Genomic DNA, 21,360 nt, shown 5'->3' on the forward strand with positions numbered 1-21,360 from the left:
ACAGAAAAGTCTTAGCGGAGGATTCGAGATGGCAAATATCGCATTCATTGGCCTCGGCAACATGGGCGGGCCGATGGCGGCCAATCTGGTCAAGGCCGGCCACAAGGTCACCGCGTTCGATCTGGTGGCGGCCTCGCGCGATCAGGCCAAGGCGGACGGCGCCGCGATCGCCGAGAGTTCGGTCGCATCCGTCAAGGGCGCTGACGCCGTCATCACCATGCTGCCGGCGGGCAAGCATGTTCTGTCGGTCTGGAACGAGGTGATCCCGGCGATGACCAAGGGTACGCTGATTATCGATTGCTCGACCATTGACGTCGAAAGCGCCAAGCAGGCGCATGCGCTCGCTGCCAAGCATGGCGCACTCTCGGTCGACGCTCCCGTGTCGGGCGGAACCGGCGGCGCCAAGGGCGCAACGCTCACTTTCATGTGCGGCGGCGAGGACAAGGCCTTTGCGGCGGCCGAGCCCGTGCTGGAGAACATGGGCAAGAAGATCGTGCATTGCGGCGGCGCCGGCGCGGGGCAGGCGGCCAAGATCTGCAACAACATGATTTTGGGCATTTCCATGATCGGGGTCGGCGAGGCCTTTGCGCTCGCGGAGAAATTGGGCCTGTCGCATCAGGCGCTGTTCGACGTCGCCTCCACCTCTTCCGGCCAATGCTGGGCGCTGACGTCCTACTGCCCGGTGCCGGGCCCGGTTCCGGCTTCGCCGGCGAACAACGGCTACAAGCCCGGCTTTGCGTCCAATTTGATGGTGAAGGACCTGACGCTGGCGCAGGATGCGGCCAACGCCGCCGGCGCGGTGACGCCGCTGGGCAAACACGCGCAGGAGATCTACAAGGCGTTCGACGCTGCCGGCCATGGCGGGGTGGATTTTTCCGGTATTATCCAGCACGTTAGGAGCCTTGCCGGGAAATAACGGAGACCTGATGACGAGTTTTCAGGACGCGCGCGCCTTTCTGCTCAAGCACCGCACCGATTACGATGCGGCCGTAAAGGGATTTCGCTGGCCGGACCCGGCCCCGTTCAACTGGGCGCTGGACTGGTTCGATGCCGAACTTGCCCGCAATCCCGACAGCCGGGACCGTGCGGCACTCTGGATCGTCGATGCCGGCCACAAAGAGACAAAACTTTCCTTTGCGGCACTCTCGGCCCGTTCCAATCAGGTCGCGAACTTCCTGCGTGCGCAGGGGCTGAGGCGCGGCGATCATCTGTTGCTGCTGCTCGGCAATGTCGTGCCGCTGTGGGAGACCATGCTGGCGGCGATGAAGCTTGGCGTGGTCGTGATCCCCGCCACCACGCTTCTGACCGCCGACGAATTGCGCGACCGGCTCGATCGCGGCAAGGCGAGGGTGGTGGTGGCTTCGCAGGATCAGGTCGCGAAGTTTGCAGGCCTCGGCAGCGACAATCTGGTGCGTATCGTGGTCGGTGCATCGGCAGCCCATGAGGGCTGGCTGCCGTTCGAACAGGCAGCGAGCGCCTCGGATTCCTTTGCGCCTGACGGTCCGACCAACGCCGACGATCCGATGCTGCTCTATTTCACCTCGGGCACGACCGCAAAACCAAAACTGGTGCGGCACAGCCAGCGCAGCTATCCCGTCGGGGCGCTGTCGACGATGTTCTGGCTCGGGCTGCAGCCGGGCGACGTGCATCTGAATATTTCCTCGCCGGGCTGGGCCAAGCACGCCTGGAGCTGCCTCTTCGCGCCGTGGAATGCCGGCGCCACCGTTTTCGTCGTCAACCAGCCGCGCTTCGATGCCAAGTCGCTGCTCGCGACCGTTGGCCGCTGCGGCGTCACCACGCTGTGCGCGCCGCCGACGGTGTGGCGGCTGTTCATTCAGGAGCGGCTTGCGGATTTCAAGGTCAGCCTGCGAGAGGTCTGCGGTGCGGGCGAGCCGCTCAATCCCGAAGTGATCGATCAGGTGAAGGCGGCGTGGGGCCTGACCATCCGCGACGGTTACGGCCAAACCGAAACCACCGCGCTCGCCGGCAATTCGCCGGGCCAGAAGGTCAAGGTCGGTTCGATGGGCCGCCCGCTGCCCGGCTACCGCGTGCAGATCACCGACAATGACGGCCACGTCACCAAGGAAGGCGAGGTGACGCTGGTGCTCGGCGCCGATCGGCCGGCGGGCCTGATGCAGGGCTATCAGGGCGAGGATGGCAAGCTGAGCGGCGCGGATGGCGATCTCTATCGCAGCGGCGACGTCGTGTTTGCCGACGACGAGGGCTATCTCACCTTCGTCGGCCGCTCGGATGACGTCTTCAAGTCCTCCGACTACCGCATCAGCCCGTTCGAGCTGGAAAGCGTGTTGCTGGAGCATGAATCGGTGGCCGAAGCGGCCGTCGTGCCGAGCCCGGATCCGATCCGGCTCGCGATCCCGAAGGCCTATGTACTGCTGGTGTCGGGTGTGGAACGTTCGCCGGAAACCGCGCTCTCGATCTTCAGGCACCTGCACACAAGGCTCGCGCCGTTCAAGCGCATCCGCAAGATCGAGCTGGTGACGGAGTTGCCGAAGACGATCTCCGGAAAGATCCGCCGCGTCCAGTTGCGTCGCCTCGAGCATGATAATGTCAGAGGCGATGCGCTGCGCGGATCGGAATTCCGCGAAGAAGAATTCCCGGAGCTGCAGAAGGTGCGGACCGCCGGGCTGGAGAGTTAGCGAATGAATGAAGTCTGGAAGAAGCCGCCGGTCTCGTTTGAGGCGTATCAGGCCATGGTCGGCAAGGAGATCGGGGTGTCGTCCTGGCACCTGATCGACCAGAGCCGGATCAACGTCTATGCCGACGTGATCGAGGATCATCAGTTCATCCATGTCGATCCGGAGCGCGCGAAAAAGGAAACCGCGTTCGGCAACACGATCGCGCACGGCTTTCTGACGATGTCGCTGATGAGCATCATGTCCTACGAGGTGATGCCAGTCATCGAAGGCACGGCGATGGGTGTCAATTACGGCTTTGACAAGCTGCGCTTCCTCTCGCCGGTGCGCGCCGGCTCGCGCGTCCGCGGCCGCTTCACGCTGATGGAAGCCAAGCTGCGCAAGCCAAAGGAGCTGCAGTCGCGTACCAACGTCACCGTCGAGATCGAGGGCGAGGAAAAGCCCGCTTTGGTCGCCGACTGGATCGGATTAATTTACTTTAACTGACCTCTCGTTCGCCGTTGCCGGGCTTGACCCGGCAATCCATCGCTGCTCAAAACCTGTCAATCGCGGGCTCGGTGTTCCCCTCCCCCCTTGTGGGAGAGGGTGGCGCCGAACGCAGTTCGGCGACGGGTGAGGGGTTCTCTCCGCAAGCACGTCAGCCGAGACAACCCCTCATCCGGCGCTTTGCGCCACCTTCTCCCACAAGGGGAGAAGGAAGAAGAACCAGGAATCCCACTCATGGCAATCAGGTTTGACGGACGCGTCGCAATCGTCACCGGCGCGGGCAATGGTCTTGGACGGGCGCATGCGCTGGGGCTGGCAAGCCGCGGCGCCAAGGTGGTGGTCAACGATTTCGGCGGTGCGCGCGATGGCACCGGCGGGTCGCTGACCCCTGCCGAAACCGTGGTCGAGGAAATTCGCAAAGCGGGCGGCACGGCCATGGCCGACGGCGCGGATGTTTCGAACTTCGAACAGGTCACCGCCATGGTCGAGCGCGCCACCAGGGAATGGGGAAGCGTCGATCTGTTGTGCGCCAACGCCGGTATCCTGCGCGACAAGTCGTTTACAAAAATGGAAGTCGCCGATTTCGCAAAGGTGCTCGACGTCCATCTGGTCGGCACTTTTTACTGCTGCAAGGCGGTGTGGGCCGGCATGCGCGAGCGCAATTACGGCCGCATCGTCGTCACCACCTCGTCGTCGGGCCTGTTCGGCAATTTCGGCCAGGCCAATTACGGCGCCGCCAAAGCCGGCATGGTCGGCCTGATGAACGTGCTGGCCGAGGAAGGCCGCAAGAACAACATCCGCGTCAACACGATCTCGCCGACCGCGGCGACCCGGATGACCGAAGAGCTGCTGCCACCACAGGCGCTGGCCTTGATGCGCCCCGAGGCGATTACGCCCGCGGTGGAATTCCTGCTCAGCGAGGATGCGCCGACCCGCACCATCATGGGCGCGGGCGCGGGTTCATTCGCGGTGATCAAGATCATCGAGACCGAGGGCATCAACCTGGCCCAGTCCGACTGGACGCCGGATGCGATTGCGGCGCATTTTGCCGAGATCGACGACGTGTCGAAGGCCAAGGCGCTGCAGGGCGCGTTCGAGCAGACGCAGAAATATGTCGCGCAGGCTGCGGCCAGGGCGGGGATCAAGCTCTGACTTTGTTGTCATTCCGGGGCGATGCAAAGCATCGAACCCCAATGTGCAATTGCACATTGTGGAATCTCGAGATTCCGGGTTCACGCGAAGACGCGTGCCCCGGAATGACGTAGACCTTTGTTGATGTCGCACCAAGCCAAAGCTCGAGTCGTCGTCATCGGCGCTGGCCCCGCCGGCCTGACAGCGGCTGAAGTACTCGCGGAAAGTGGCGCACATGTCACCGTCTATGACGCGATGCCATCCGCCGGCCGCAAGTTCCTGATGGCCGGGCGAGGCGGGCTAAACCTCACGCATAGCGAGCCGCTGCCCACTTTTCTTGCCCGCTACCGCGAGGCGATGCCGCATCTGAAGGCTGCCATCGAGGCGTTTCCGCCGAGCGGCTTGCGCGACTGGAGCGAAGCGCTGGGACAGGAAACGTTTGTCGGTTCCAGCGGCCGGGTATTTCCAAAGGCCTTCAAGGCATCGCCCTTGCTGAGGGCGTGGCTGCGGCGGCTGGACTCGATGGGCGTAAAATTGGCGCTACGTCACCGCTGGATTGGCTGGGATGAGCAGGACTGCCTCTGCTTCGAAACGCCGGTCGGCGCGCGCGCTATCAAGCCGAGCGCTGTCGTGCTGGCCCTTGGCGGCGCTAGCTGGCCGCGGTTGGGCTCCGATGGGGCCTGGGTCGATACGCTCGCCGCGAAAGGTGTGCAGATATCCCGGCTCAGGCCGGCCAATTGCGGCTTTGCGGTAAGCTGGTCGGACATATTTCGAGACAGATTTCAGGGCCAGCCGCTCAAGGGCATCGCGTTGAACTTTGGCTCGCACAATGTTCGTGGCGAGGCCATCGTGACGCGCTCGGGCATCGAGGGTGGTGCGATCTACGCGCTGTCCGCCGAGTTGCGCGAGGCGATCGACAAGCCGGGGTCGGCAATACTGCACGTCACGCTGCGGCCCGATCTCGACATCGATGACCTCACCGTGAAAGTGTCAGCGCCCAAGGGAAAGCAATCCCTGTCCAACTTTCTGCGCAAGGCCGTGAATCTCTCTCCGGTGGCGATCGGCTTGCTGCAGGAAGCAGCCCGGGCATCCGGCGCTTCGCTGGCATCGATGTCGCCGGCCGATCTCGCAAAGCTCATCAACGCGGTCCCGATCGAACTAACCGGTGTCGCGCCGATCGCCCGCGCGATCTCGACCGCGGGCGGAATAGCGTTCAGCGAACTCGACAGCGACTTCATGCTCCGCCGCGTGCACGGCGTGTTTGCCGCCGGCGAGATGCTGGATTGGGAGGCGCCAACCGGCGGCTATCTCCTGCAGGCGTCGTTCGCGACTGGAGCAGCCGCGGGGCGCGGCGTGTTGAAGTGGCTCTCGAAATCGTAGGGTGGACAAAGCGAAGCGTGCCCACCACTGCTTGCGCCGCCCTTGATGGTGGGCGCGGCGCAAAGCGCCTTTGCCCACCCTACAAACCGTTAGCGCAGCTTCCCCCGCGCCGCCACTGGCAGCGTGCCGATGATTTCGTCGCCCCGCACCATCACCACTTCGTCCATCATGTTGACGACGACGCAGACATGGTTCGGCACGATCCGCACGACGTCGCCGACGACGGGCCGCGTGTTGCTGCGGGCGAGATCGAGGAAGCCGTGCTCTTCCGCAAAGCGCGCAATTTTTGCCTCGGGATGCTCCAAAATCAGCCCATGGCCCTCCAACCCGCCGCCGGTATCGGATGTCAGCGTCTTGGAGCCGGCGTCGAGGATGCCACGGTCCGGACCGGCGCGGCTGACCACGGTGGAATAGATGTTGAGCGCGCAATCGTCCCAGCTGGCGACGCCGGCCGCGACCTGCATGCGGTCGTTGTAGATATAGGTGCCGGGCCGATGCTCGGTCGCGCCCTTGAGTTTTCCAAGATTCTTCAGGTTGGGCGAACCGCCGGTCGAAACCATCGTCGCATCGAGCCCGTGCGCGCGAACGCCGGCCAGCGCTTCGTCAAAGAACTTCTGCGCCTCGGTCCAGCCGGTCTCGGTCGGGTACAGCATGAAGCCCGCAAACTTCAGCCCCTTGGAGCCAGCGATCTCGCGGGCGAGGGCAATGGCCTCGCCGGGGGTCTCGACGCCGGCGCGCTTGCGCCCCGTGTCGCATTCGACCACGACCGACAGCGGACGGCCCGAAGCTGCGGCCGCCTGCGGCAGTCCCGCAATCACGGTCGAATTGTCGGCGGCGACCGTCATGTTGGCCTTGGCCTGCAGCGCGGCGAGGCGGGCCATTTTTTCCTCGCCGATCAGGTTGTAGCTGATGAGGATGTCGTCGATGCCGGCTTCCGCCATCACTTCGGCCTCGCCGATCTTCTGGCAGGTGATGCCCTTCGCGCCGGCCGCGACCTGCATCTGAGCCAGCAAAGGGCTCTTGTGGGTCTTGATATGCGGCCGGTTGGCGACGCCTGCGGTATCGCAGGCCACCTGGATGCGCGCGATGTTGCGCTCGACACGGTCCATGTCGATCACGGCGCAGGGCGTGCCGTATTCGCGGGCGATTTTGGCGGCGAGGAGGGTGGTCATCAAGTTGGCTCCAGTCGTGCTTTCGTCATTTCGAGCGAAGCGAAGCAATCCATGCTTCGGCATAACGGATGGATGGATTGCTTCGCTCCTCGCAATGACGTTGAAATGCCTATGCCTGCTCTATCTCTTCCCGCAGCACTTCAAGCTCCAGCCACCGATCCTCTGCGGCCGCGAGTTCTTCCTGCGCCTTTGCGATCGCAGCCGAGGCCGCGTCGAATTTCTTGCGATCCTTGGCGTAGAGGTCGGGATCGTCAAGCAGCTTCTGCTGTTTGGCAATCTCGGCCTGCAGTTTCGCCATCGTCTTCGGCAGGGTTTCCAGCGCATGCTTCTCGCTGAAGTTCAGCCGCCGCTTTGGCGCTGCGGAGGGCGCGGTAGCCTTGGTTTCTCTCTTCTCTTCGACGGCCGCCGACGCCTGTGGTGCCTCGCGCGCGAGATCCTCGCCGCGCTGCGCCAGCATGTCGGTGTAGCCGCCGGCATATTCGATCCAGCGGCCGTTGCCTTCGGGCACAATCACGGACGTGACGACGCGGTCGAGAAAGTCGCGGTCGTGGCTGATCAGGATCACGGTGCCCTCGTAGTCGCCGAGCATTTCCTCGAGCACGTCGAGGGTTTCGAGATCGAGATCGTTGGTCGGCTCGTCCAGCACCAGCAGGTTGGACGGCTTTGCCAGCGCGCGCGCCAGCATCAGTCGGCCGCGCTCGCCGCCGGAGAGCACTTCGAGCGGCGTGCGCATCTGTTCCTGTGCGAACAGAAAGTCCTTCATGTAGCTGACGACGTGCTTCGGCCGGCCGCCGACCATGACATGGTCGCCGCGCCCGCCGGTGAGCGCCTCGGCCAGCGTTGATTTGGGATCGAGGCTTTCGCGGTGCTGGTCCAGCGTCGCCATCTCGATATTGGCGCCGAGCCGGATGGTGCCGCTATCAGGCGGATCGTTGCCGATCAGGAGATGAACCAGCGTTGTCTTGCCGGCGCCATTTGGGCCTACAATGCCGATCCGGTCGCCGCGCTGAACGCGGGTCGAGAAGCCCTCGACGATCTTGCGCTCGCCAAAGGCCTTGGCGAGGTTCTTGGCCTCGATGACAAGCTTGCCGGATTTATCGGCTTCGGCGGCGGCGAGATTGGCGTTGCCGGTCGCGCCGCGATAATTGCGGCGCTGGTCGCGCAGTGCGTGCAGATTGCCGAGCCGCTTGACGTTGCGCTTGCGGCGGCCGGAGACGCCGTAGCGTAGCCAGTGTTCCTCGTTGACGATCTTGCGGTCGAGCTTGTGCTGATCGCGTTCTTCTTCCGCCAGCACCTCGTCGCGCCAGGCCTCGAACGCCGAAAAACCGCGGTCGATCTGCCGGATCTGGCCGCGGTCGAGCCAGGCGGTCGCGCGCGACAGGTTGGAGAGGAAACGGCGATCATGGCTGATGATAACAAGCGGGCAACGGCGGCTTTCCAGTTCGCCTTCCAGCCATTCGATGGTCGGCAGATCAAGATGGTTGGTCGGCTCGTCCAGCAGCAGGATGTCGGGCGAGGGCGCCAGCACCCGCGCCAGGGCGGCGCGGCGGGCTTCGCCGCCGGAGACATGCGCCGGGTCTTCGTCGCCATGAAGCCCGAGCTGTTCCACCAGATAACGCGCCTGATAGTGATCGTCGCCGGGGCCAAGGCCGGCCTCGACATAGGCCAGCGTCGTCTTGTGGTCGCCGAAATCAGGCTCCTGCGGCAGATAGCGGATGGTGGCGCCCGGCTGCACGAAGCGGCTGCCGCCGTCGGGCTCGACGAGGCCGGCGGCGATCTTGAGCAGCGTCGATTTGCCGGAGCCGTTGCGGCCGATCAGGCAGACCCGCTCGCCCGCGGACACCGATAGCTCGACGCCTGACAGCAGCGGCGTCCCGCCGAACGTCAGCCTTATATCCTTCAACTGGATCAGCGGCGGCGCCATCGTTCAATCCTGGTTCGGCGCAGGCTGCTGCGCCCGCTGGCGCTGGATGCGGCGGACGGTCTGGTCGAGCGTCGACAAAAACGCCGAGCGGTCGCGCGGAGAGTAGGATTTCGGGCCGCCCGTCACTTCGCCCGACGAGCGCAGGTCGGTCATCAGATTGCGCACCGCCAGCGTCATGCCAATCGATTGTTCGGTGAACGGCTTGCCGTTCGGCGCAAGCACCTCAGCGCCCGATTTCACGCAGCGGCTGGCGAGCGGGATGTCCGAGGTAATGACGATATCGCCTTTTCCCGCGCGCTCCGCGATCCAATCGTCGGCGGCGTCCATTCCGGAACCGGCGGCGATGCGCTCGATCAGCGGGTCCTGCGGCACGCGAATGAAATTGCCCGCGACCACGCTGACCGGCAGGCCGTGCCGGAGCGCGACGCGATAGATCTCGTCCTTCACCGGGCAGGCGTCGGCATCGACATAGATGCGGGTGGGGTTCACTTCAGGCATATCTCGGCAGCGTTTCTTGCCCGCGCGTGGTAGCCTATTCAATGCCTGAATGCGAGGAAAACAGGGGACGGAACACGCTTGTCACGGTACATTCTTTGCGTACGATAAGCCGAGGAAATAACAACAAAATCAGAGGAAACCTGAGAGCATGTCCAACCGGCTCGAAACCTACCGCATCCAAGCCTACAACACCTCAAAACAGTCCGAAAACAAGATCCACGATGACGCGGTTGCCCGCCGCTACGGCTTTTCCGGCGGACTGGTGCCAGGTGTCGACGTGATGGCCTACATGATGCACCTGCCGGTCGCGAAATGGGGCCGCGCTTTCCTCGAACGCGGCCTGATCGAGGCGCGCTTCGTCAAGCCGGTCTATGACGGCGAAATCGCCGAGGCCACCGCTGACGAAAGCAATGACATGCTCTCCATCCAGGTCCACAGCCGCGGTCAGCTCTGCGCCACCGGCAGCGCGTCACTGCCGGCATCGGCGCCTGATGTTTCGCTCGGAGACTTCAAGGAGGTCGCGGCCGCAGCGGAGCGCAAGCCCGTCAGCGCAACCTCTTATGAACTCGACAAATGGCTCGGCACCGCGCCGCGCGACTGGGCGGGCGAGGCGGCCAGGGAATATCTTGCAGATATCAGTGAAACCGATCCGATCTACGCCAAGGAAGGCCTCGGCCATCCCGGTCTGCTGCAGCGGGTGATGAACAAGACGCTGGTCGACAATGCCATCCTTGGCCCCTGGATTCACGTCGGCAGCCGCATGCAATTGCTTTCCGCCGCGAAGACCGGCGACGTGATTACCGCCCGCGCGAAGGTGGTCGGCAATTACGACAAGAAGGGCCACCGCTTCGTCGAGCTCGACGCGCTGGTGGTCGCCAACGGCAAGACGCCGCTGGCGCATTGCCACCACATCGCGATCTACCAGCCGCGCGAGCAGGCGGCGGCGTAGGCGAGCTGGCACGAGTAACGTCCTTGCGCGCTGGAGCATCCGTGGAGATGGGCATGTTCAAATCGGCTTTACTGACATGCGCCCTCACGGCGGTGGGTTCGCTTGCAGGCATCTCCGGGCTCGCGGTCGCTCCCGTTTCTGCCCAGACGGATGCAAAGCCGCAGCCCGAGCTCAGGAAGATATTGTCGACGCCTTCGCCGGCAGAATCGATCCAGGCGCCCATGGCGGCGAAACTCGCCGATCGTCTGGGCCAGGTTTGGTTCGAGTCGGCGGAACCAGCCTGCCGGACGAGCCGATCACTCGATCGGGCTGCCTATCAGAAGCTCGCGCGGACGATGCTCGTGGCCGTCGGCGACCACATGAGGCAGCTTGCCGCGAGCGCTCAGGACGGACCCAAGGCGGACGCGGCGTTCGCTGCGCAGGCAGGCAAAGGGGCCATCCCGGAATTGCGGCGCCTGTCCGCTGAACCCGTGGTCAAGGAGTTTCTCGTCCAGATGCGCAGCCGGTCTGCGGTCGAACAGACGCAGACTTATCTCGAGAATATCGAGCGGGCGCTGCTGCTGAACCGGGTGGAGATCAAGGGGCACGCCAACCCGCTCGCGAGCGGCGACAGCGATCTGCAGGAAGAAATCGAGAAAGCCACCAGCGCGCCGCTGGATTACGCCGACGCCAACAAGGGCAAGGCCATGGACCGCTTTCTCGAACTGCTGATCATCGCCGAACGCACGCTGGCGGAAACCAGCAATCGGGATGAATTGCTGCAATGGGGCCCCGGCAAGCTGATGGTGGTCCTCGAAGGACCGCTGAAGGCGAATTGCATCATGAAGCCGTGACCAGCAGGCGGCGAGGGCTGTTACGCCGCCTTCGCCTTCGCATCCTGGATCGCCCGCCATACCCGCTCCGGCGTCAGCGGCATGTCGATATGGGTGATCCCATACTCCGACAGCGCGTCGATCACCGCGTTAACGATGCAGACGAGGCTTCCGGCGCAGCCGGCTTCGCCGCAGCCTTTGGTGCCCAGCGGATTGGATTTGGCGGGCGAGGGATGGTCGCCGACTTCCATCGGCGGGATGTCTTCCGCGCGCGGCATCGCGTAATCCATGAACGAGCCGGTGATCGGCTGGCCGCTGGCATCGTAGCTGACTTCCTCCATCAGCGCCTGGCCGATGCCTTGCGCCACGCCGCCATGCAGCTGGCCGGCGACGATCATCGGATTGACCACGGTGCCGAAATCATTGACGGCGAAATAGCGCACGATTCTCACGACGCCGGTCTCGGGATCGATTTCCACTTCCGCGACATGGCAGCCATTGGGGAAGGTGGAGGGCGTGTCCTTGGTGGCGTGGTCGACGTCGAGCGACAGCGGCGCGCCCTCCGGCATCCTGCCTTCGCGCACGCGCTGCGCCAGCTCCATGATGCCGATCGAGCGGTCGGTGCCGGCGATGGTGAAGCGGCCTTGTGCGAATTCGATATCGCCCTCGGACGCTTCCATCAGATGCGCGGCGGCCTGCTTGCCTTTTGCGATCACAAGCGCGGAAGCCTCCACGATCGCCTGACCCGTCGCCGTAATCGAGCGCGAGCCGCCGGTGCCGTTGCCGAAGCGGACCAGATCGCTGTCGCCTTGCTCGAGCGTCACCTTTTCGAAGGGCACGCCGAGCTGGGCTGAAAGCACCTGCGCGAACGGCGTGGCGTGGCCCTGGCCGTAATCGAGCGTGCCGGTGGTCAGCTTCACCGAACCATCCGGCTCGAAGGTGATCTTGCCGAGTTCGCCGCTCGGCGGCGCGGTTACTTCCAGATACGAGCCGACGGCGATGCCGCGCAGTCTGCCGTTCTTCTTGCTCTCCTTCTTGCGCTTGGCAAAATTGGCGTGATCGGAAATTTCCAGCGCTTTGTTGAAGACCCCTGCGAAATCGCCGCTGTCATAGGTCACACCGCTAGCAGCCGCGAACGGCAGTTGCGAGGGCTTGATGAAGTTGCGCTTGCGCAGCGTCAGCCGGTTGATGCCCATTTCGTCGGCGGCGCGGTCGACCAGCCGCTCCATGTAGTAATTGGCTTCGGGGCGGCCGGCGCCGCGATAGGCGCCCATCAGCGTGGTGTTGGTCAACACCGTCTTGATGTCGACGCCGAGCAGCGGCGTGCGGTAGACGCTCGCAAGATTCTTGCCGGTGTTGAGCGACAGCGGCCCCGGCGCGACGCCGGTGATGTAGGCGCCGAGATTGCCGTAACCCTGCAGACGCACCGCGAGAAACTTGCCTTCGGCATCGAGCGCGAGTTCGGCATGAATGAGCTGCGCGCGGCCCTGGCTGTCGGACAGGAAGCTGGTCGAGCGTTCGTCGGTCCATTTTACCGGACGTCCCAACACCTTCGCCGCATGCGCGATGCAGGTGTATTCGGGGTAGTTCATGTTCTTCATGCCGAAGGAACCGCCGACATTGGCGGTGAGAATACGAACCTTGTCGGTCGGCACGTTCAGGATCTTGGCAAAGCCGGCCTTGTTGCCGGCAACGCCCTGGGTCGGCACCTGCAGCGTGAAACGCTCGCTGGCCTTGTCGTAGGCCGCCAGCGCCACGCGCGGCTCCATCGACACCACGGCAACGCGGGTGTTGACGATGTCGAGCTTTGTCACATGCGCGGCAGCGGCAAACGCGGCGTCGATCTTGGCCGTATCGCCATAGTGATAATCGAGCGCAACGTTATCAGGGATGTGATCATAGAGCAGCGGCGCGCCGGGTTTTGTGGCCTCCGCGGCATCGGTCACGGCAGGCAGCGGCTCGATGTCGAGTTCGACGGCCTCCGCCGCATCGCGCGCCTGCGCCAGCGTTTCAGCGACCACGAAGGCCACGGGATCGCCGACAAAGCGCACCTTGTCGGTCGGCAGCGCCGGACGGTTGGTCTGCAACAGCGGCGAGCCGTCGCGGTTTTTCAGCGGCAGGCCGCAGGTGAAGGGATTGTAGCCGGCCGCCTCGAGATCCCTGCCGGTCCAGACGCCGAGCACGCCTGGCATCGCCTTGGCGGCGGCCGTGCCGATCCCCTTGATGATTCCGTGGGCATGGCTGGAGCGCACCATCCAGCAATAGGCCTGGCCGGGCAGGGTGAAATCGTCGGTGTATTTACCCTTGCCGCGCACCAGGGAGTCGTCTTCCTTGCGTCGCACCGGCTGCCCCACTCCGTATTTTTGCAGTGCGATAGCGTTGTCCAGGGAGGAGGCCGACGTGTAATCTTGCATCGCAAAACACCTGAAATGCTTGGAATTCTCTGGGATTTTCCCGGTTCGGCGGGTTCCCGATGAGATAACGCACTGCGTCATGCCCGACAACGCCTGATTGGGCATAGTCCTATGTGATGGGTTGTTGCGTAGCCTCTTGGCGCTGCTAAAGTTTCCGTGAACGGTAATTTTCTTCGGCGGCCCGGAAGCGGCCGCGGAAAGACAGTTTTGATGAATGACGATACGCGGCTGCGCGAAGGCTTTGAGGCCTGCGCAAGCCCGTCAGGGTCGGTTGCGGCAGCCACGGCAAACGGTGTCTATGCCGCGCTCGACCTTGGCACCAATAATTGCCGGCTTTTGATCGCCAGCCCGGCCGGCGACAGTTTTCGCGTGGTGGATTCGTTTTCGCGGATCATCCGGCTCGGCGAAGGCATTTCCGCAACCGGTTCCATCAGCGAGGCGGCGATCGACCGCGCCATCGCGGCGCTCAGCATCTGCGGCGACAAGATCCGCTACCGCAAGGCCCGCCGCCTGCGGCTGATCGCAACCGAAGCCTGCCGCGCCGCGGCCAATGCCGACAGCTTTCGCGACCGCGTCGCCAGCGAGACCGGCATCCGGCTCGAGGTGATCGATCGCGAGACCGAGGCGACGCTTGCCGTGATCGGCTGCTCGCCGCTGCTCGACGCAAAGGGACGGGGCGCCATCCTGTTCGACATCGGCGGCGGCTCCACCGAACTGGTCCGGATCGAACGCGATCCCGCCGAGCAGAACGCGCCGCCGCGGATCAAGGCGTGGATGTCGATCCCGCTCGGCGTCGTCACCTTGGCCGAGCATTTCGGTGGACGTGACGTCACGGCCGAATCCTATGCGCGGATGGTGCGCGAGGTCGCGCAATATGTGGCGCCGTTCGCCGCCGAACACGGCGCGGATTTGCGCGATATGCACATGCTCGGCACCTCCGGCACCGTGACGACGCTCGCCGGCGTTCATCTCAATCTCGTGCGCTACGACCGCCGCCGCATCGACGGCATCTGGATGAACGGTACGGATGTCACCACGGTGATCCAGCGGCTGCGCGACATGAGCTATCAGGAGCGCGCCAACAATAATTGCATCAGCTTCGAGCGCGCCGATCTGGTGCTGGCCGGCTGCGCCATTCTGGACGCGATCCGCGATGCCTTCCCGCTGCCGCGGTTGCGCGTCGCCGACCGGGGCCTGCGCGAAGGCATGCTGGTCGAGATGATGCGCGAGGACGGCGCGCTCCGCTTAAGTTAGACGTCATTCCGGGATGCGCGAAGCGCAGACCCGGAATCTCGAGATTCCGGGTTCGCATCTTCGATGCGCCCCGGAATGACGATGGGGACTTACATGGCGAAAGACACCACCGGACGGCTCCACGTCACGGTCAAGAGCGCGGGCAAGCGCAAGCTGTCATCAAAACTCTGGCTGGAGCGGCAGCTCAACGACCCCTATGTGGCGCAAGCCAAGCGGGACGGCTATCGCTCCCGCGCGGCCTACAAGCTGATCGAGATCGACGACAAATATCGTTTCCTCAAGCATGGCATCGCCGTGGTCGATCTCGGCGCCGCTCCCGGTGGTTGGAGCCAGATTGCCGCCAAGCGCGTCGGTGCAGTCAACGGCAAGGGCAAGGTGGTGGCGATCGATCTCCTGGAGATGCCGGAAGTCCCCGGCGTCAACTTCGCCCAGCTCGACTTCCTGGCCGAGGACGCCCCCGAGAAACTGATCGCCATGATGGGCGGTCGCGCCGACGTCGTCATGTCCGACATGGCGCCCAACACCACCGGCCACCGCAAGACCGATCAGTTGCGCATCGTCGGCCTGATCGAAACGGCCGCAGCGTTTGCCGCCGACGTGCTCAATCCCGGCGGAACGTTTCTGGCCAAGGCCTTTCAAAGCGGCGCCGATGCCGAACTGGTCGCGCAATTGAAGCGCGATTTCGTCAGCGTCCGTCACGTCAAGCCGGCATCGAGCCGGCAGGATTCGTCGGAGCGCTACGTGCTGGCGATGGGATTTCGTAGGCACAACAATCAGCCGTAAAGCGCACCTTTAAGGTGCGGCGAATATACTCCATCGCCCAAGGTTGCGGCCTGGGAGAAGACAGTCGCCGAGCCCTGAAGCGAATCCCGTTGGAACTTTCCCGTGCAGGGCGTATTCTTTGGGTCCGGCGCGGTGTGTTTATCCGCATGCAGCCCGGGCGCCACCGGGAATTTCTGCAGCGAGCCGCGCCTCCGTCTGGGAAGGAGTATTCCCGTGATGGAGCAGAGGACCAAGGTTGGTAATCGACTGTTAGCTGCGTTGCCGACAGCAGACCTCGATTTGCTTGTGCGTCATTTCCGACTGGTTGAGCTTGAACGGGACGCCGTGCTGGTGCGGTCGGGCGATCCAATAGAACGGATTTATTTCCCCCTTAGCGGCCTGATTGCCTTCGTCATGGATATGCCGAGCGGACAAACGGTCGCAACCGCCGTTGTTGGCAATGAAGGGGCCGTGGGCGTCCTGACGACGCTCGGGCCTTCGCTGTCGCCGATGACGGCGGTGGTGCGGGTGGCGGGGGCCGCGTTGCAGATTTCGCCGGCGCAATTTCAGACGGCGCTTGAACGCAGCAGCGCCTTGAAGGGCGCGGTTCAAACCCACACCCGGGCGCTATTGGCCCAATGGCAGCACGTCGCAGCCTGCAATGCGCTGCACTCGGTTGAGGCCCGCCTGGCGAGTTGGTTGCTGCAGGTCCACGACCGGATCGACGGCAAGATCCTGCCGGTAACGCAAGAGACGCTTTCTGAATTGCTCGGTGTGCGCCGCCCCACGGTGACGCATGTCGTATCCAGGCTGCGCGCGTCGGGTGGAATCCGGTCCAATCGGCGGAGCTTGATCGAGATTGACAGGCCGCGGCTCGAAGCGGCCGCATGCGAGTGCTACCAGCTCATGCGCCGCAGGATCGATCGCATCGTCCTGACGGAAGAGATGAAACCGCCACCGCTTCAGCCCGAAGCTCCCCTGTTTGCCAGCGTGAACGAAGTGCGGCGGCGTACACCGGCACACGGAGCGGCCGGCCAACGGCCGCGGGGCCACTGACCGGAGGGCGGCGCCTCGAAAGCTCTACGCCGATTGCAGGGCGAAGGCGGCCCCGTGCATGCGCGATTTCTCTTTCGGCTCGCGAACCCAGGCCTCCCTGGCAAACCATTCGTGATTGACCTGACGGATCAAACAGAAGGTGCGCGCGAAAAACACCGGGCTGGATCGAAAGCTCTCCCTATCCGCTTTCATGCCTGTCGGGATCGCGTGCCCGGTCCCGGGGCATTTGATCATGACCTCACCCATCCTGCTCCTCCGTTACTGGATTTTCTGTGCCGGCGGCATGCTGCGTCGCCATCGGCTGGAATGTGCCCTTCTCACGGGGGCGTTTGTTCCAGCCGATCCCGGCGGGCTGCAAAGGTTCGATTAAGAACTAGGCCGCCTTCTGCAGCACGCTGGCAAAGCTCTTCTTGATTGGCTCGGCGGTCTCGGTCGCGACCTTCTGCGCCAGTTCCCAAAGCTCCCGGTTTTGTGCGGACGTGGCTTCGAAATTCTTGCGGCTGTAGGTGGCAGAGACCTGCAGGATTTCCGACAGCGACTTCGTGCCCATGAGATGGGTGAAAAAATCGAAAGCGGAGGTGGTGTTGGCGCCCGAGATCTCGATGACCTTGGTTGTGTAATCCGCGACGCCCCTGGCGTTGGTCGAATAGGCCTCGCGGAGAACGTCAGTGATCGCTCCCGAGGCAGCCTTCATCTTCTCGCAATTGTCCTTCGCCCGAACCATGCTCTGCTCGGTGATCCCGCTAAGAATCCCCGGCGCGGTGAAGAACGGCAGGTCCAAGCCGCGCTTCTCGCTGGCTCCAGCTTTCGGATTGGTATTCTTTTCTTTCGTATCGGCTTCATTCACGGGTCTTCGTCCTTTCAAGCGAAACTGAAATCAAACGCAGATCGATCTGCGTCGTGGACCCTCCGTGGTGCGTGCTGCGGCCCCAAACGATCGAGCCGAGAAGGGTTCCTCCCATCATGGTCGGGTTCTGATGCGGATAGCCGCTTCGCCCGCCTTGACCGGCGATATGGCCGACTGACGCCGGAGCTTCAGTTCGCTTTCTGACTCTCGCGCCAGATTCTCTTGCGGCAATATGTCTTGCGCGGTCAGGAATGGCGCAAATCCGGCATTTGGGCGCTCGAAGCGCTGTGCGCCCGGGCAGCTATCCCAGTCGCTGATCCCGCGCGTCCTCGGTGCCTTCACTGGCGGCCTTGGTTGCCGCCTTGGCCGCGCCCTTGCGGCTGGAAATCTCGACCGCCTTGCGGCCCGAGATTTCATGGCCGGCATCGTCAGGCATCTGCCAGAAGAAATACGCCGACACGGCCGAGATGAGCGCGACCACGAGGAACGCCGGCGGGAATACAGCGGCGCTCAGTTCGGTGACGTGCTGGTACAGCATGGTCGATTCCACCGAGAACGCCCCGACCGCGACGCCTGCGGAAATCGCCAGTTGCTGGTTGACGCTGACCAGTGTGGTGGCGCGGCTCATCTGCGCCGGCTCGACCTCGGCATAGGCCACCGTGTTGATCGCGGTGAACTGCAGCGAACGGAAGAAGCCGCCGACCACCAGGATGATGAAGATCAGCAATAGCGGCGTCGTCACCGTGAACAGGGCGCAGGCGGCGAGGAAAACCGCGCTGACGACAGCGTTGACGGTCATCATGTTGCGGAAGCCGAAGGCGCGGATGATGCGCGCGGCCAGCGTCTTCATCCCCATCGCGCCGACGGCCGAGGCGAACGTCACGAGGCCGGACTGGAACGGCGTCAGCCCGAAACCTTCCTGCATCAATAGCGGCAACAGGAATGGCAGCGCGCCGATGCCGAGCCGGAACAGGAAACCGCCAATGATGCTGGCGCGCATGGTGGAAAGGCGCAGCAGCGAGAAATCCAGCACAGGCGATCCGGTCCGCCGCGCATGCATGACGTAGAGCGTCATCGAAATCGAGCCGATCGTGACGAGGCTGGCAACGATCGGCCAGGGCAACAGGCCGAGGCCGGCGACCGAGAGGCCGAAGGCGATGCCGGCCAGGCCGATGCCGGCCAGCACCATCCCGTAAAGATCGAAGCGCTCGGGATCATCGCTCTTGATCGGGGCGATGTACTTCATCGCCATGAAGATGCCGAGCAGTCCGATCGGAATGTTGATCAGGAAGATCCAGTGCCAGGAGAAATAGGTGGTGATGAAGCCGCCGAGCGGTGGACCGACCACCGGCCCGATCAGCGCCGGCACCGTCACCCATGCCATCGCATTGACCAGCGCGCTCTTGTCGATCGAACGCAGCAAAACCAGCCGCCCGACCGGCGTCATCATCGCCCCGCCCATGCCCTGCAGGATGCGGGCGATGACAAAATGGGTCACGTTCTGCGACAGCGCGCAGCCGATCGACCCGATCATGAATACGGCGATGGCGATCGAAAACACCATGCGAGGGCCGAAGCGGTCGGCGGTCCAGCCGCTTGCTGGAATGAACACGGCGAGCGAGAGCAGATAGGAGGTGATGGCAAGCTTCAGCGTCAGCGGGCTGGTGCCGATGTCGGCCGCGATCGCCGGCAGCGAGGTCGCAATCACCGTCGAATCCATGTTCTCCATGAACAGGGCGGTGGCCACGATGAGCGGGATCAGGCGTTCTTTGGTCATCGGAATCGGGGGACCGGAAATGAGGCAGGCGAGGGGGCCTGTATCATCCCCCTGTCGCACAAGCCATTGCGGAACAGGGCAAACCACCTAAATCCAGCGTGACGCTGGTATGCACCGTGCCGGCCGCTGGAGGTCCCGCATGATCTACGTTCTTGCCGCCTTGTTGCCGCCGGTCGGGCTGCTCCTGAACGGGCAGCCGTTTTCGGCGATCTTCAATCTGGTCCTGATCGTGTTTTGCCTGGTTTTCGGGCTGATTTTCCATGTCCTGCTGCTGGTGCCGTCGGCGCATGCGCTGATCGCCGTTCACATGAAGCGGGAGGACCGCCGGCACCGCGAGGTGGTGGAGGCGATCCGCCAGCACGGTCCGCCGCCCGGATATCGCTCCTAGAGCCTCCACTAACCCCTTGGGATTGCGGCTTTTCCCGAAAAGCCTGTGCATAGCTGGCAAACGCTTTGATTCGGCGTTCCGCCATGCTATCGACCACCGTCAACCCCACCGATGGGCTTCGATTCGACGACGATGCCGATAGCATCGCCGGAGGCGGCGTTCATCCATAAGAACTGATCGCGGCGATGAGCCGCCGAAAGGAGTTGGCAATGGCGCAGGGACTTCAGGGTATCCGCGAAGCCTTCACGTTCGACGATGTGCTTCTGAAACCAGGTCTCTCGGATATCCTGCCGTCGGAGGCCGATATCCGCTCGCATGTGACCCGCGCGATCCCGCTCAACATCCCGATCATCGCCTCTGCGATGGACACGGTCACCGAAGCGCGCATGGCGATCGCGATGGCGCAGGCCGGCGGTGTCGGCGTCATCCACCGCAATTTCGACCCCGAGGGGCAGGCCGCTCAGGTACGGCAGGTCAAGAAGTATGAATCCGGCATGGTGGTCAATCCGCTGACCATCGGCCCCGACGCGATGCTGTCGGACGCGCTGACGCTGATGAACGATCACGGCTTCTCCGGCATTCCCGTGGTCACCGGCGCTTCCAAGGGGGTGCCGGGAAAGCTGGTCGGCATCCTCACCAATCGCGACGTGCGGTTTGCGACCGATCCGCGCCAGAAGATCTCCGAATTGATGACGCATGAAAACCTCGTCACGGTGCGCGAAGGCGTCAGCCAGGACGAGGCGAAGCGCATGCTGCACAAGCATCGCATCGAAAAGCTGCTTGTTGTCGACGATCAATATCGCTGCGTCGGCCTTATCACCGTCAAGGACATGGAGAAGGCGGTTGCGCATCCGCTGGCCTGCAAGGACGCGCAGGGTCGACTGCGCGCCGCAGCAGCGACCACCGTCGGCGAGGGCGGCTTTGAGCGTACTGAACTGCTGATCGATGCCGGCGTCGATTTGATCGTGGTCGATACCGCGCACGGCCATTCCTCCCGCGTGCTGGAAGCCGTCAACCGGATCAAGCGGCTCTCGAACGCCGTGCAGGTCATCGCCGGCAATATCGCGACCAAAGAGGGCGCGCAGGCGCTGATCGACGCGGGCGCGGATTCGATCAAGGTCGGCATCGGCCCGGGCTCGATCTGCACCACGCGCATCGTCGCCGGCGTTGGCGTGCCGCAGCTCACCGCGATCATGGACGCGGTGGAAGCGGCGAAGAAGGCGAACGTGCCCGTCATCGCCGACGGCGGCATCAAATATTCCGGCGATCTGGCGAAAGCGCTCGCCGCCGGCGCCGACATCGCCATGGTCGGTTCGCTGCTCGCCGGCACCGACGAGACACCCGGCGAAGTGTTCTTATGGCAAGGTCGCTCCTACAAGGCCTATCGCGGCATGGGCTCGGTCGGCGCGATGGCGCGCGGCTCGGCCGACCGCTACTTCCAGCAGGATATCAAGGATACGCTCAAGCTGGTGCCGGAAGGCATCGAGGGCCAGGTGCCTTATAAAGGTCCGGTCGGCAACGTCATGCATCAGCTCGCCGGTGGCCTCCGCGCCGCGATGGGCTATGTCGGCGCGCACAACCTCGCCGAATTCCACGACAAGGCGCAGTTCGTCCGCATCACCGGCGCGGGCCTGCGCGAAAGCCACGTCCACGACGTGACCATTACGCGGGAAAGCCCGAACTATCCGGGCGGGGTTTAGTACCTCTCGCGCCTGTCATTCCGGGGCGATGCGAAGCATCGAACCCGGAATCTCGAGATTCCGGGTCTGGTGCTTGCGCACCATCCCGGAATGACGGCGCGTTGAGCATGGACGCACCACCCACTACCGTCATTGCGAGCGCAGCGAAGCAATCCA

Annotated in this window: 19 protein-coding genes; 12 read left to right on the forward strand and 7 right to left on the reverse strand. The window is 63.8% G+C overall.

Annotated elements, in window-relative coordinates; all coding sequences use genetic code 11:
* Positions 1 to 28 precede the first annotated feature (28 nt).
* From mmsB to V1283_RS13600, 5 genes are all read left to right on the forward strand, one after another.
* On the forward strand, positions 29 to 916 hold the full coding sequence (gene mmsB, locus V1283_RS13580) for a 3-hydroxyisobutyrate dehydrogenase (RefSeq protein ID WP_334386986.1): 888 nt from the start codon (positions 29 to 31) through the stop codon (positions 914 to 916).
* A gap of 10 nt (positions 917 to 926) precedes the next feature.
* Positions 927 to 2,657 carry an AMP-binding protein gene (locus V1283_RS13585; protein ID WP_334386987.1) on the forward strand — a complete coding sequence of 577 codons (1,731 nt, stop codon included), beginning with the start codon at positions 927 to 929 and terminating at the stop codon, positions 2,655 to 2,657.
* 3 nt (positions 2,658 to 2,660) lie between these two features.
* The gene (locus tag V1283_RS13590) at positions 2,661 to 3,140 is read left to right on the forward strand and encodes a MaoC family dehydratase (protein WP_334386988.1); all 480 of its coding nucleotides are present in this window, start codon (positions 2,661 to 2,663) and stop codon (positions 3,138 to 3,140) included.
* A gap of 234 nt (positions 3,141 to 3,374) precedes the next feature.
* Complete coding sequence (locus tag V1283_RS13595) at positions 3,375 to 4,292, forward strand: SDR family NAD(P)-dependent oxidoreductase (RefSeq protein ID WP_334386989.1); 918 nt, start codon at positions 3,375 to 3,377, stop codon at positions 4,290 to 4,292.
* Between the two features lie 123 nt (positions 4,293 to 4,415).
* The gene (locus V1283_RS13600; RefSeq protein WP_334386990.1) at positions 4,416 to 5,651 is read left to right on the forward strand and encodes a TIGR03862 family flavoprotein; all 1,236 of its coding nucleotides are present in this window, start codon (positions 4,416 to 4,418) and stop codon (positions 5,649 to 5,651) included.
* 89 nt (positions 5,652 to 5,740) lie between these two features.
* On the opposite strand, the gene V1283_RS13605 is transcribed toward V1283_RS13600, so the two are convergent.
* The 3 genes from V1283_RS13605 to V1283_RS13615 form a co-directional block, all read right to left on the reverse strand.
* On the reverse strand, positions 5,741 to 6,823 hold the full coding sequence (locus tag V1283_RS13605; RefSeq protein ID WP_334386991.1) for a D-TA family PLP-dependent enzyme: 1,083 nt from the start codon (positions 6,821 to 6,823) through the stop codon (positions 5,741 to 5,743).
* A gap of 109 nt (positions 6,824 to 6,932) precedes the next feature.
* On the reverse strand, positions 6,933 to 8,747 hold the full coding sequence (locus V1283_RS13610; RefSeq protein ID WP_334386992.1) for an ABC-F family ATP-binding cassette domain-containing protein: 1,815 nt from the start codon (positions 8,745 to 8,747) through the stop codon (positions 6,933 to 6,935).
* Positions 8,748 to 8,750: 3 nt separating this feature from the next.
* Positions 8,751 to 9,236 (reverse strand): YaiI/YqxD family protein, encoded by a 486-nt coding sequence (locus tag V1283_RS13615; RefSeq protein ID WP_442895741.1) that lies wholly within the window; start codon positions 9,234 to 9,236, stop codon positions 8,751 to 8,753.
* Positions 9,237 to 9,393: 157 nt separating this feature from the next.
* Between V1283_RS13615 and V1283_RS13620 the strand changes: the two genes are divergently transcribed.
* Positions 9,394 to 10,194: a hypothetical protein gene (locus V1283_RS13620; protein ID WP_334386994.1), complete on the forward strand. Its 801-nt coding sequence runs from the start codon at positions 9,394 to 9,396 to the stop codon at positions 10,192 to 10,194.
* 53 nt (positions 10,195 to 10,247) lie between these two features.
* The gene (locus tag V1283_RS13625; protein ID WP_334386995.1) at positions 10,248 to 11,027 is read left to right on the forward strand and encodes a hypothetical protein; all 780 of its coding nucleotides are present in this window, start codon (positions 10,248 to 10,250) and stop codon (positions 11,025 to 11,027) included.
* 20 nt (positions 11,028 to 11,047) lie between these two features.
* Here V1283_RS13625 and V1283_RS13630 read toward each other — a convergent pair whose 3' ends face one another.
* Positions 11,048 to 13,420, reverse strand: coding sequence for a xanthine dehydrogenase family protein molybdopterin-binding subunit (locus tag V1283_RS13630; RefSeq protein WP_334386996.1), 2,373 nt, complete (start codon positions 13,418 to 13,420; stop codon positions 11,048 to 11,050).
* 210 nt (positions 13,421 to 13,630) lie between these two features.
* On the opposite strand from V1283_RS13630, the gene V1283_RS13635 reads away from it, so the two are divergent.
* The 3 genes from V1283_RS13635 to V1283_RS13645 all read left to right on the forward strand — a co-directional run bounded on the left by V1283_RS13635 (position 13,631) and on the right by V1283_RS13645 (position 16,492).
* Positions 13,631 to 14,674, forward strand: a complete 1,044-nt coding sequence (locus V1283_RS13635; protein ID WP_334386997.1) for a Ppx/GppA phosphatase family protein — start codon at positions 13,631 to 13,633, stop codon at positions 14,672 to 14,674.
* A gap of 93 nt (positions 14,675 to 14,767) precedes the next feature.
* On the forward strand, positions 14,768 to 15,457 hold the full coding sequence (locus V1283_RS13640; protein WP_334386998.1) for an RlmE family RNA methyltransferase: 690 nt from the start codon (positions 14,768 to 14,770) through the stop codon (positions 15,455 to 15,457).
* 216 nt (positions 15,458 to 15,673) lie between these two features.
* Entirely contained in the window at positions 15,674 to 16,492 is an 819-nt protein-coding gene (locus tag V1283_RS13645; protein WP_334393048.1) for a Crp/Fnr family transcriptional regulator, read from the forward strand.
* 24 nt (positions 16,493 to 16,516) lie between these two features.
* On the opposite strand, the gene V1283_RS13650 is transcribed toward V1283_RS13645, so the two are convergent.
* The 3 genes from V1283_RS13650 to V1283_RS13660 form a co-directional block, all read right to left on the reverse strand.
* Positions 16,517 to 16,738, reverse strand: coding sequence for a hypothetical protein (locus tag V1283_RS13650; RefSeq protein WP_334386999.1), 222 nt, complete (start codon positions 16,736 to 16,738; stop codon positions 16,517 to 16,519).
* 127 nt (positions 16,739 to 16,865) lie between these two features.
* Positions 16,866 to 17,339, reverse strand: coding sequence for a phasin (locus V1283_RS13655; protein WP_334387000.1), 474 nt, complete (start codon positions 17,337 to 17,339; stop codon positions 16,866 to 16,868).
* A 301-nt stretch (positions 17,340 to 17,640) separates the two neighbouring features.
* The gene (locus V1283_RS13660; RefSeq protein WP_334387001.1) at positions 17,641 to 19,116 is read right to left on the reverse strand and encodes a DHA2 family efflux MFS transporter permease subunit; all 1,476 of its coding nucleotides are present in this window, start codon (positions 19,114 to 19,116) and stop codon (positions 17,641 to 17,643) included.
* Between the two features lie 139 nt (positions 19,117 to 19,255).
* Between V1283_RS13660 and V1283_RS13665 the strand changes: the two genes are divergently transcribed.
* Together V1283_RS13665 and guaB are read left to right on the forward strand one after the other, a co-directional pair.
* Positions 19,256 to 19,504, forward strand: a complete 249-nt coding sequence (locus V1283_RS13665; RefSeq protein ID WP_334387002.1) for a hypothetical protein — start codon at positions 19,256 to 19,258, stop codon at positions 19,502 to 19,504.
* A 209-nt stretch (positions 19,505 to 19,713) separates the two neighbouring features.
* Positions 19,714 to 21,204, forward strand: a complete 1,491-nt coding sequence (guaB, locus tag V1283_RS13670) for an IMP dehydrogenase (protein WP_334387003.1) — start codon at positions 19,714 to 19,716, stop codon at positions 21,202 to 21,204.
* Positions 21,205 to 21,360: the final 156 nt, after the last annotated feature.

It is taken from the genome of Bradyrhizobium sp. AZCC 2262, from assembly GCF_036924535.1.
Taxonomy (GTDB): domain Bacteria; phylum Pseudomonadota; class Alphaproteobacteria; order Rhizobiales; family Xanthobacteraceae; genus Bradyrhizobium.

Excerpts from the sequence above, each read along its gene's own strand:
- mmsB (WP_334386986.1), top strand. The coding sequence starts at position 29 with ATGGCAAATATCGCATTCATTGGCCTCGGCAACATGGGCGGGCCGATG.
- V1283_RS13585 (WP_334386987.1), top strand. The coding sequence starts at position 927 with ATGACGAGTTTTCAGGACGCGCGCGCCTTTCTGCTCAAGCACCGCACC.
- V1283_RS13590 (WP_334386988.1), top strand. The coding sequence starts at position 2,661 with ATGAATGAAGTCTGGAAGAAGCCGCCGGTCTCGTTTGAGGCGTATCAG.
- V1283_RS13595 (WP_334386989.1), top strand. The coding sequence starts at position 3,375 with ATGGCAATCAGGTTTGACGGACGCGTCGCAATCGTCACCGGCGCGGGC.
- V1283_RS13600 (WP_334386990.1), top strand. The coding sequence starts at position 4,416 with ATGTCGCACCAAGCCAAAGCTCGAGTCGTCGTCATCGGCGCTGGCCCC.
- V1283_RS13605 (WP_334386991.1), bottom strand. The coding sequence starts at position 6,823 with ATGACCACCCTCCTCGCCGCCAAAATCGCCCGCGAATACGGCACGCCC.
- V1283_RS13610 (WP_334386992.1), bottom strand. The coding sequence starts at position 8,747 with ATGGCGCCGCCGCTGATCCAGTTGAAGGATATAAGGCTGACGTTCGGC.
- V1283_RS13620 (WP_334386994.1), top strand. The coding sequence starts at position 9,394 with ATGTCCAACCGGCTCGAAACCTACCGCATCCAAGCCTACAACACCTCA.
- V1283_RS13625 (WP_334386995.1), top strand. The coding sequence starts at position 10,248 with ATGTTCAAATCGGCTTTACTGACATGCGCCCTCACGGCGGTGGGTTCG.
- V1283_RS13630 (WP_334386996.1), bottom strand. The coding sequence starts at position 13,420 with ATGCAAGATTACACGTCGGCCTCCTCCCTGGACAACGCTATCGCACTG.
- V1283_RS13635 (WP_334386997.1), top strand. The coding sequence starts at position 13,631 with ATGAATGACGATACGCGGCTGCGCGAAGGCTTTGAGGCCTGCGCAAGC.
- V1283_RS13640 (WP_334386998.1), top strand. The coding sequence starts at position 14,768 with ATGGCGAAAGACACCACCGGACGGCTCCACGTCACGGTCAAGAGCGCG.
- V1283_RS13645 (WP_334393048.1), top strand. The coding sequence starts at position 15,674 with ATGGAGCAGAGGACCAAGGTTGGTAATCGACTGTTAGCTGCGTTGCCG.
- V1283_RS13650 (WP_334386999.1), bottom strand. The coding sequence starts at position 16,738 with ATGGGTGAGGTCATGATCAAATGCCCCGGGACCGGGCACGCGATCCCG.
- V1283_RS13660 (WP_334387001.1), bottom strand. The coding sequence starts at position 19,116 with ATGACCAAAGAACGCCTGATCCCGCTCATCGTGGCCACCGCCCTGTTC.
- V1283_RS13665 (WP_334387002.1), top strand. The coding sequence starts at position 19,256 with ATGATCTACGTTCTTGCCGCCTTGTTGCCGCCGGTCGGGCTGCTCCTG.
- guaB (WP_334387003.1), top strand. The coding sequence starts at position 19,714 with ATGGCGCAGGGACTTCAGGGTATCCGCGAAGCCTTCACGTTCGACGAT.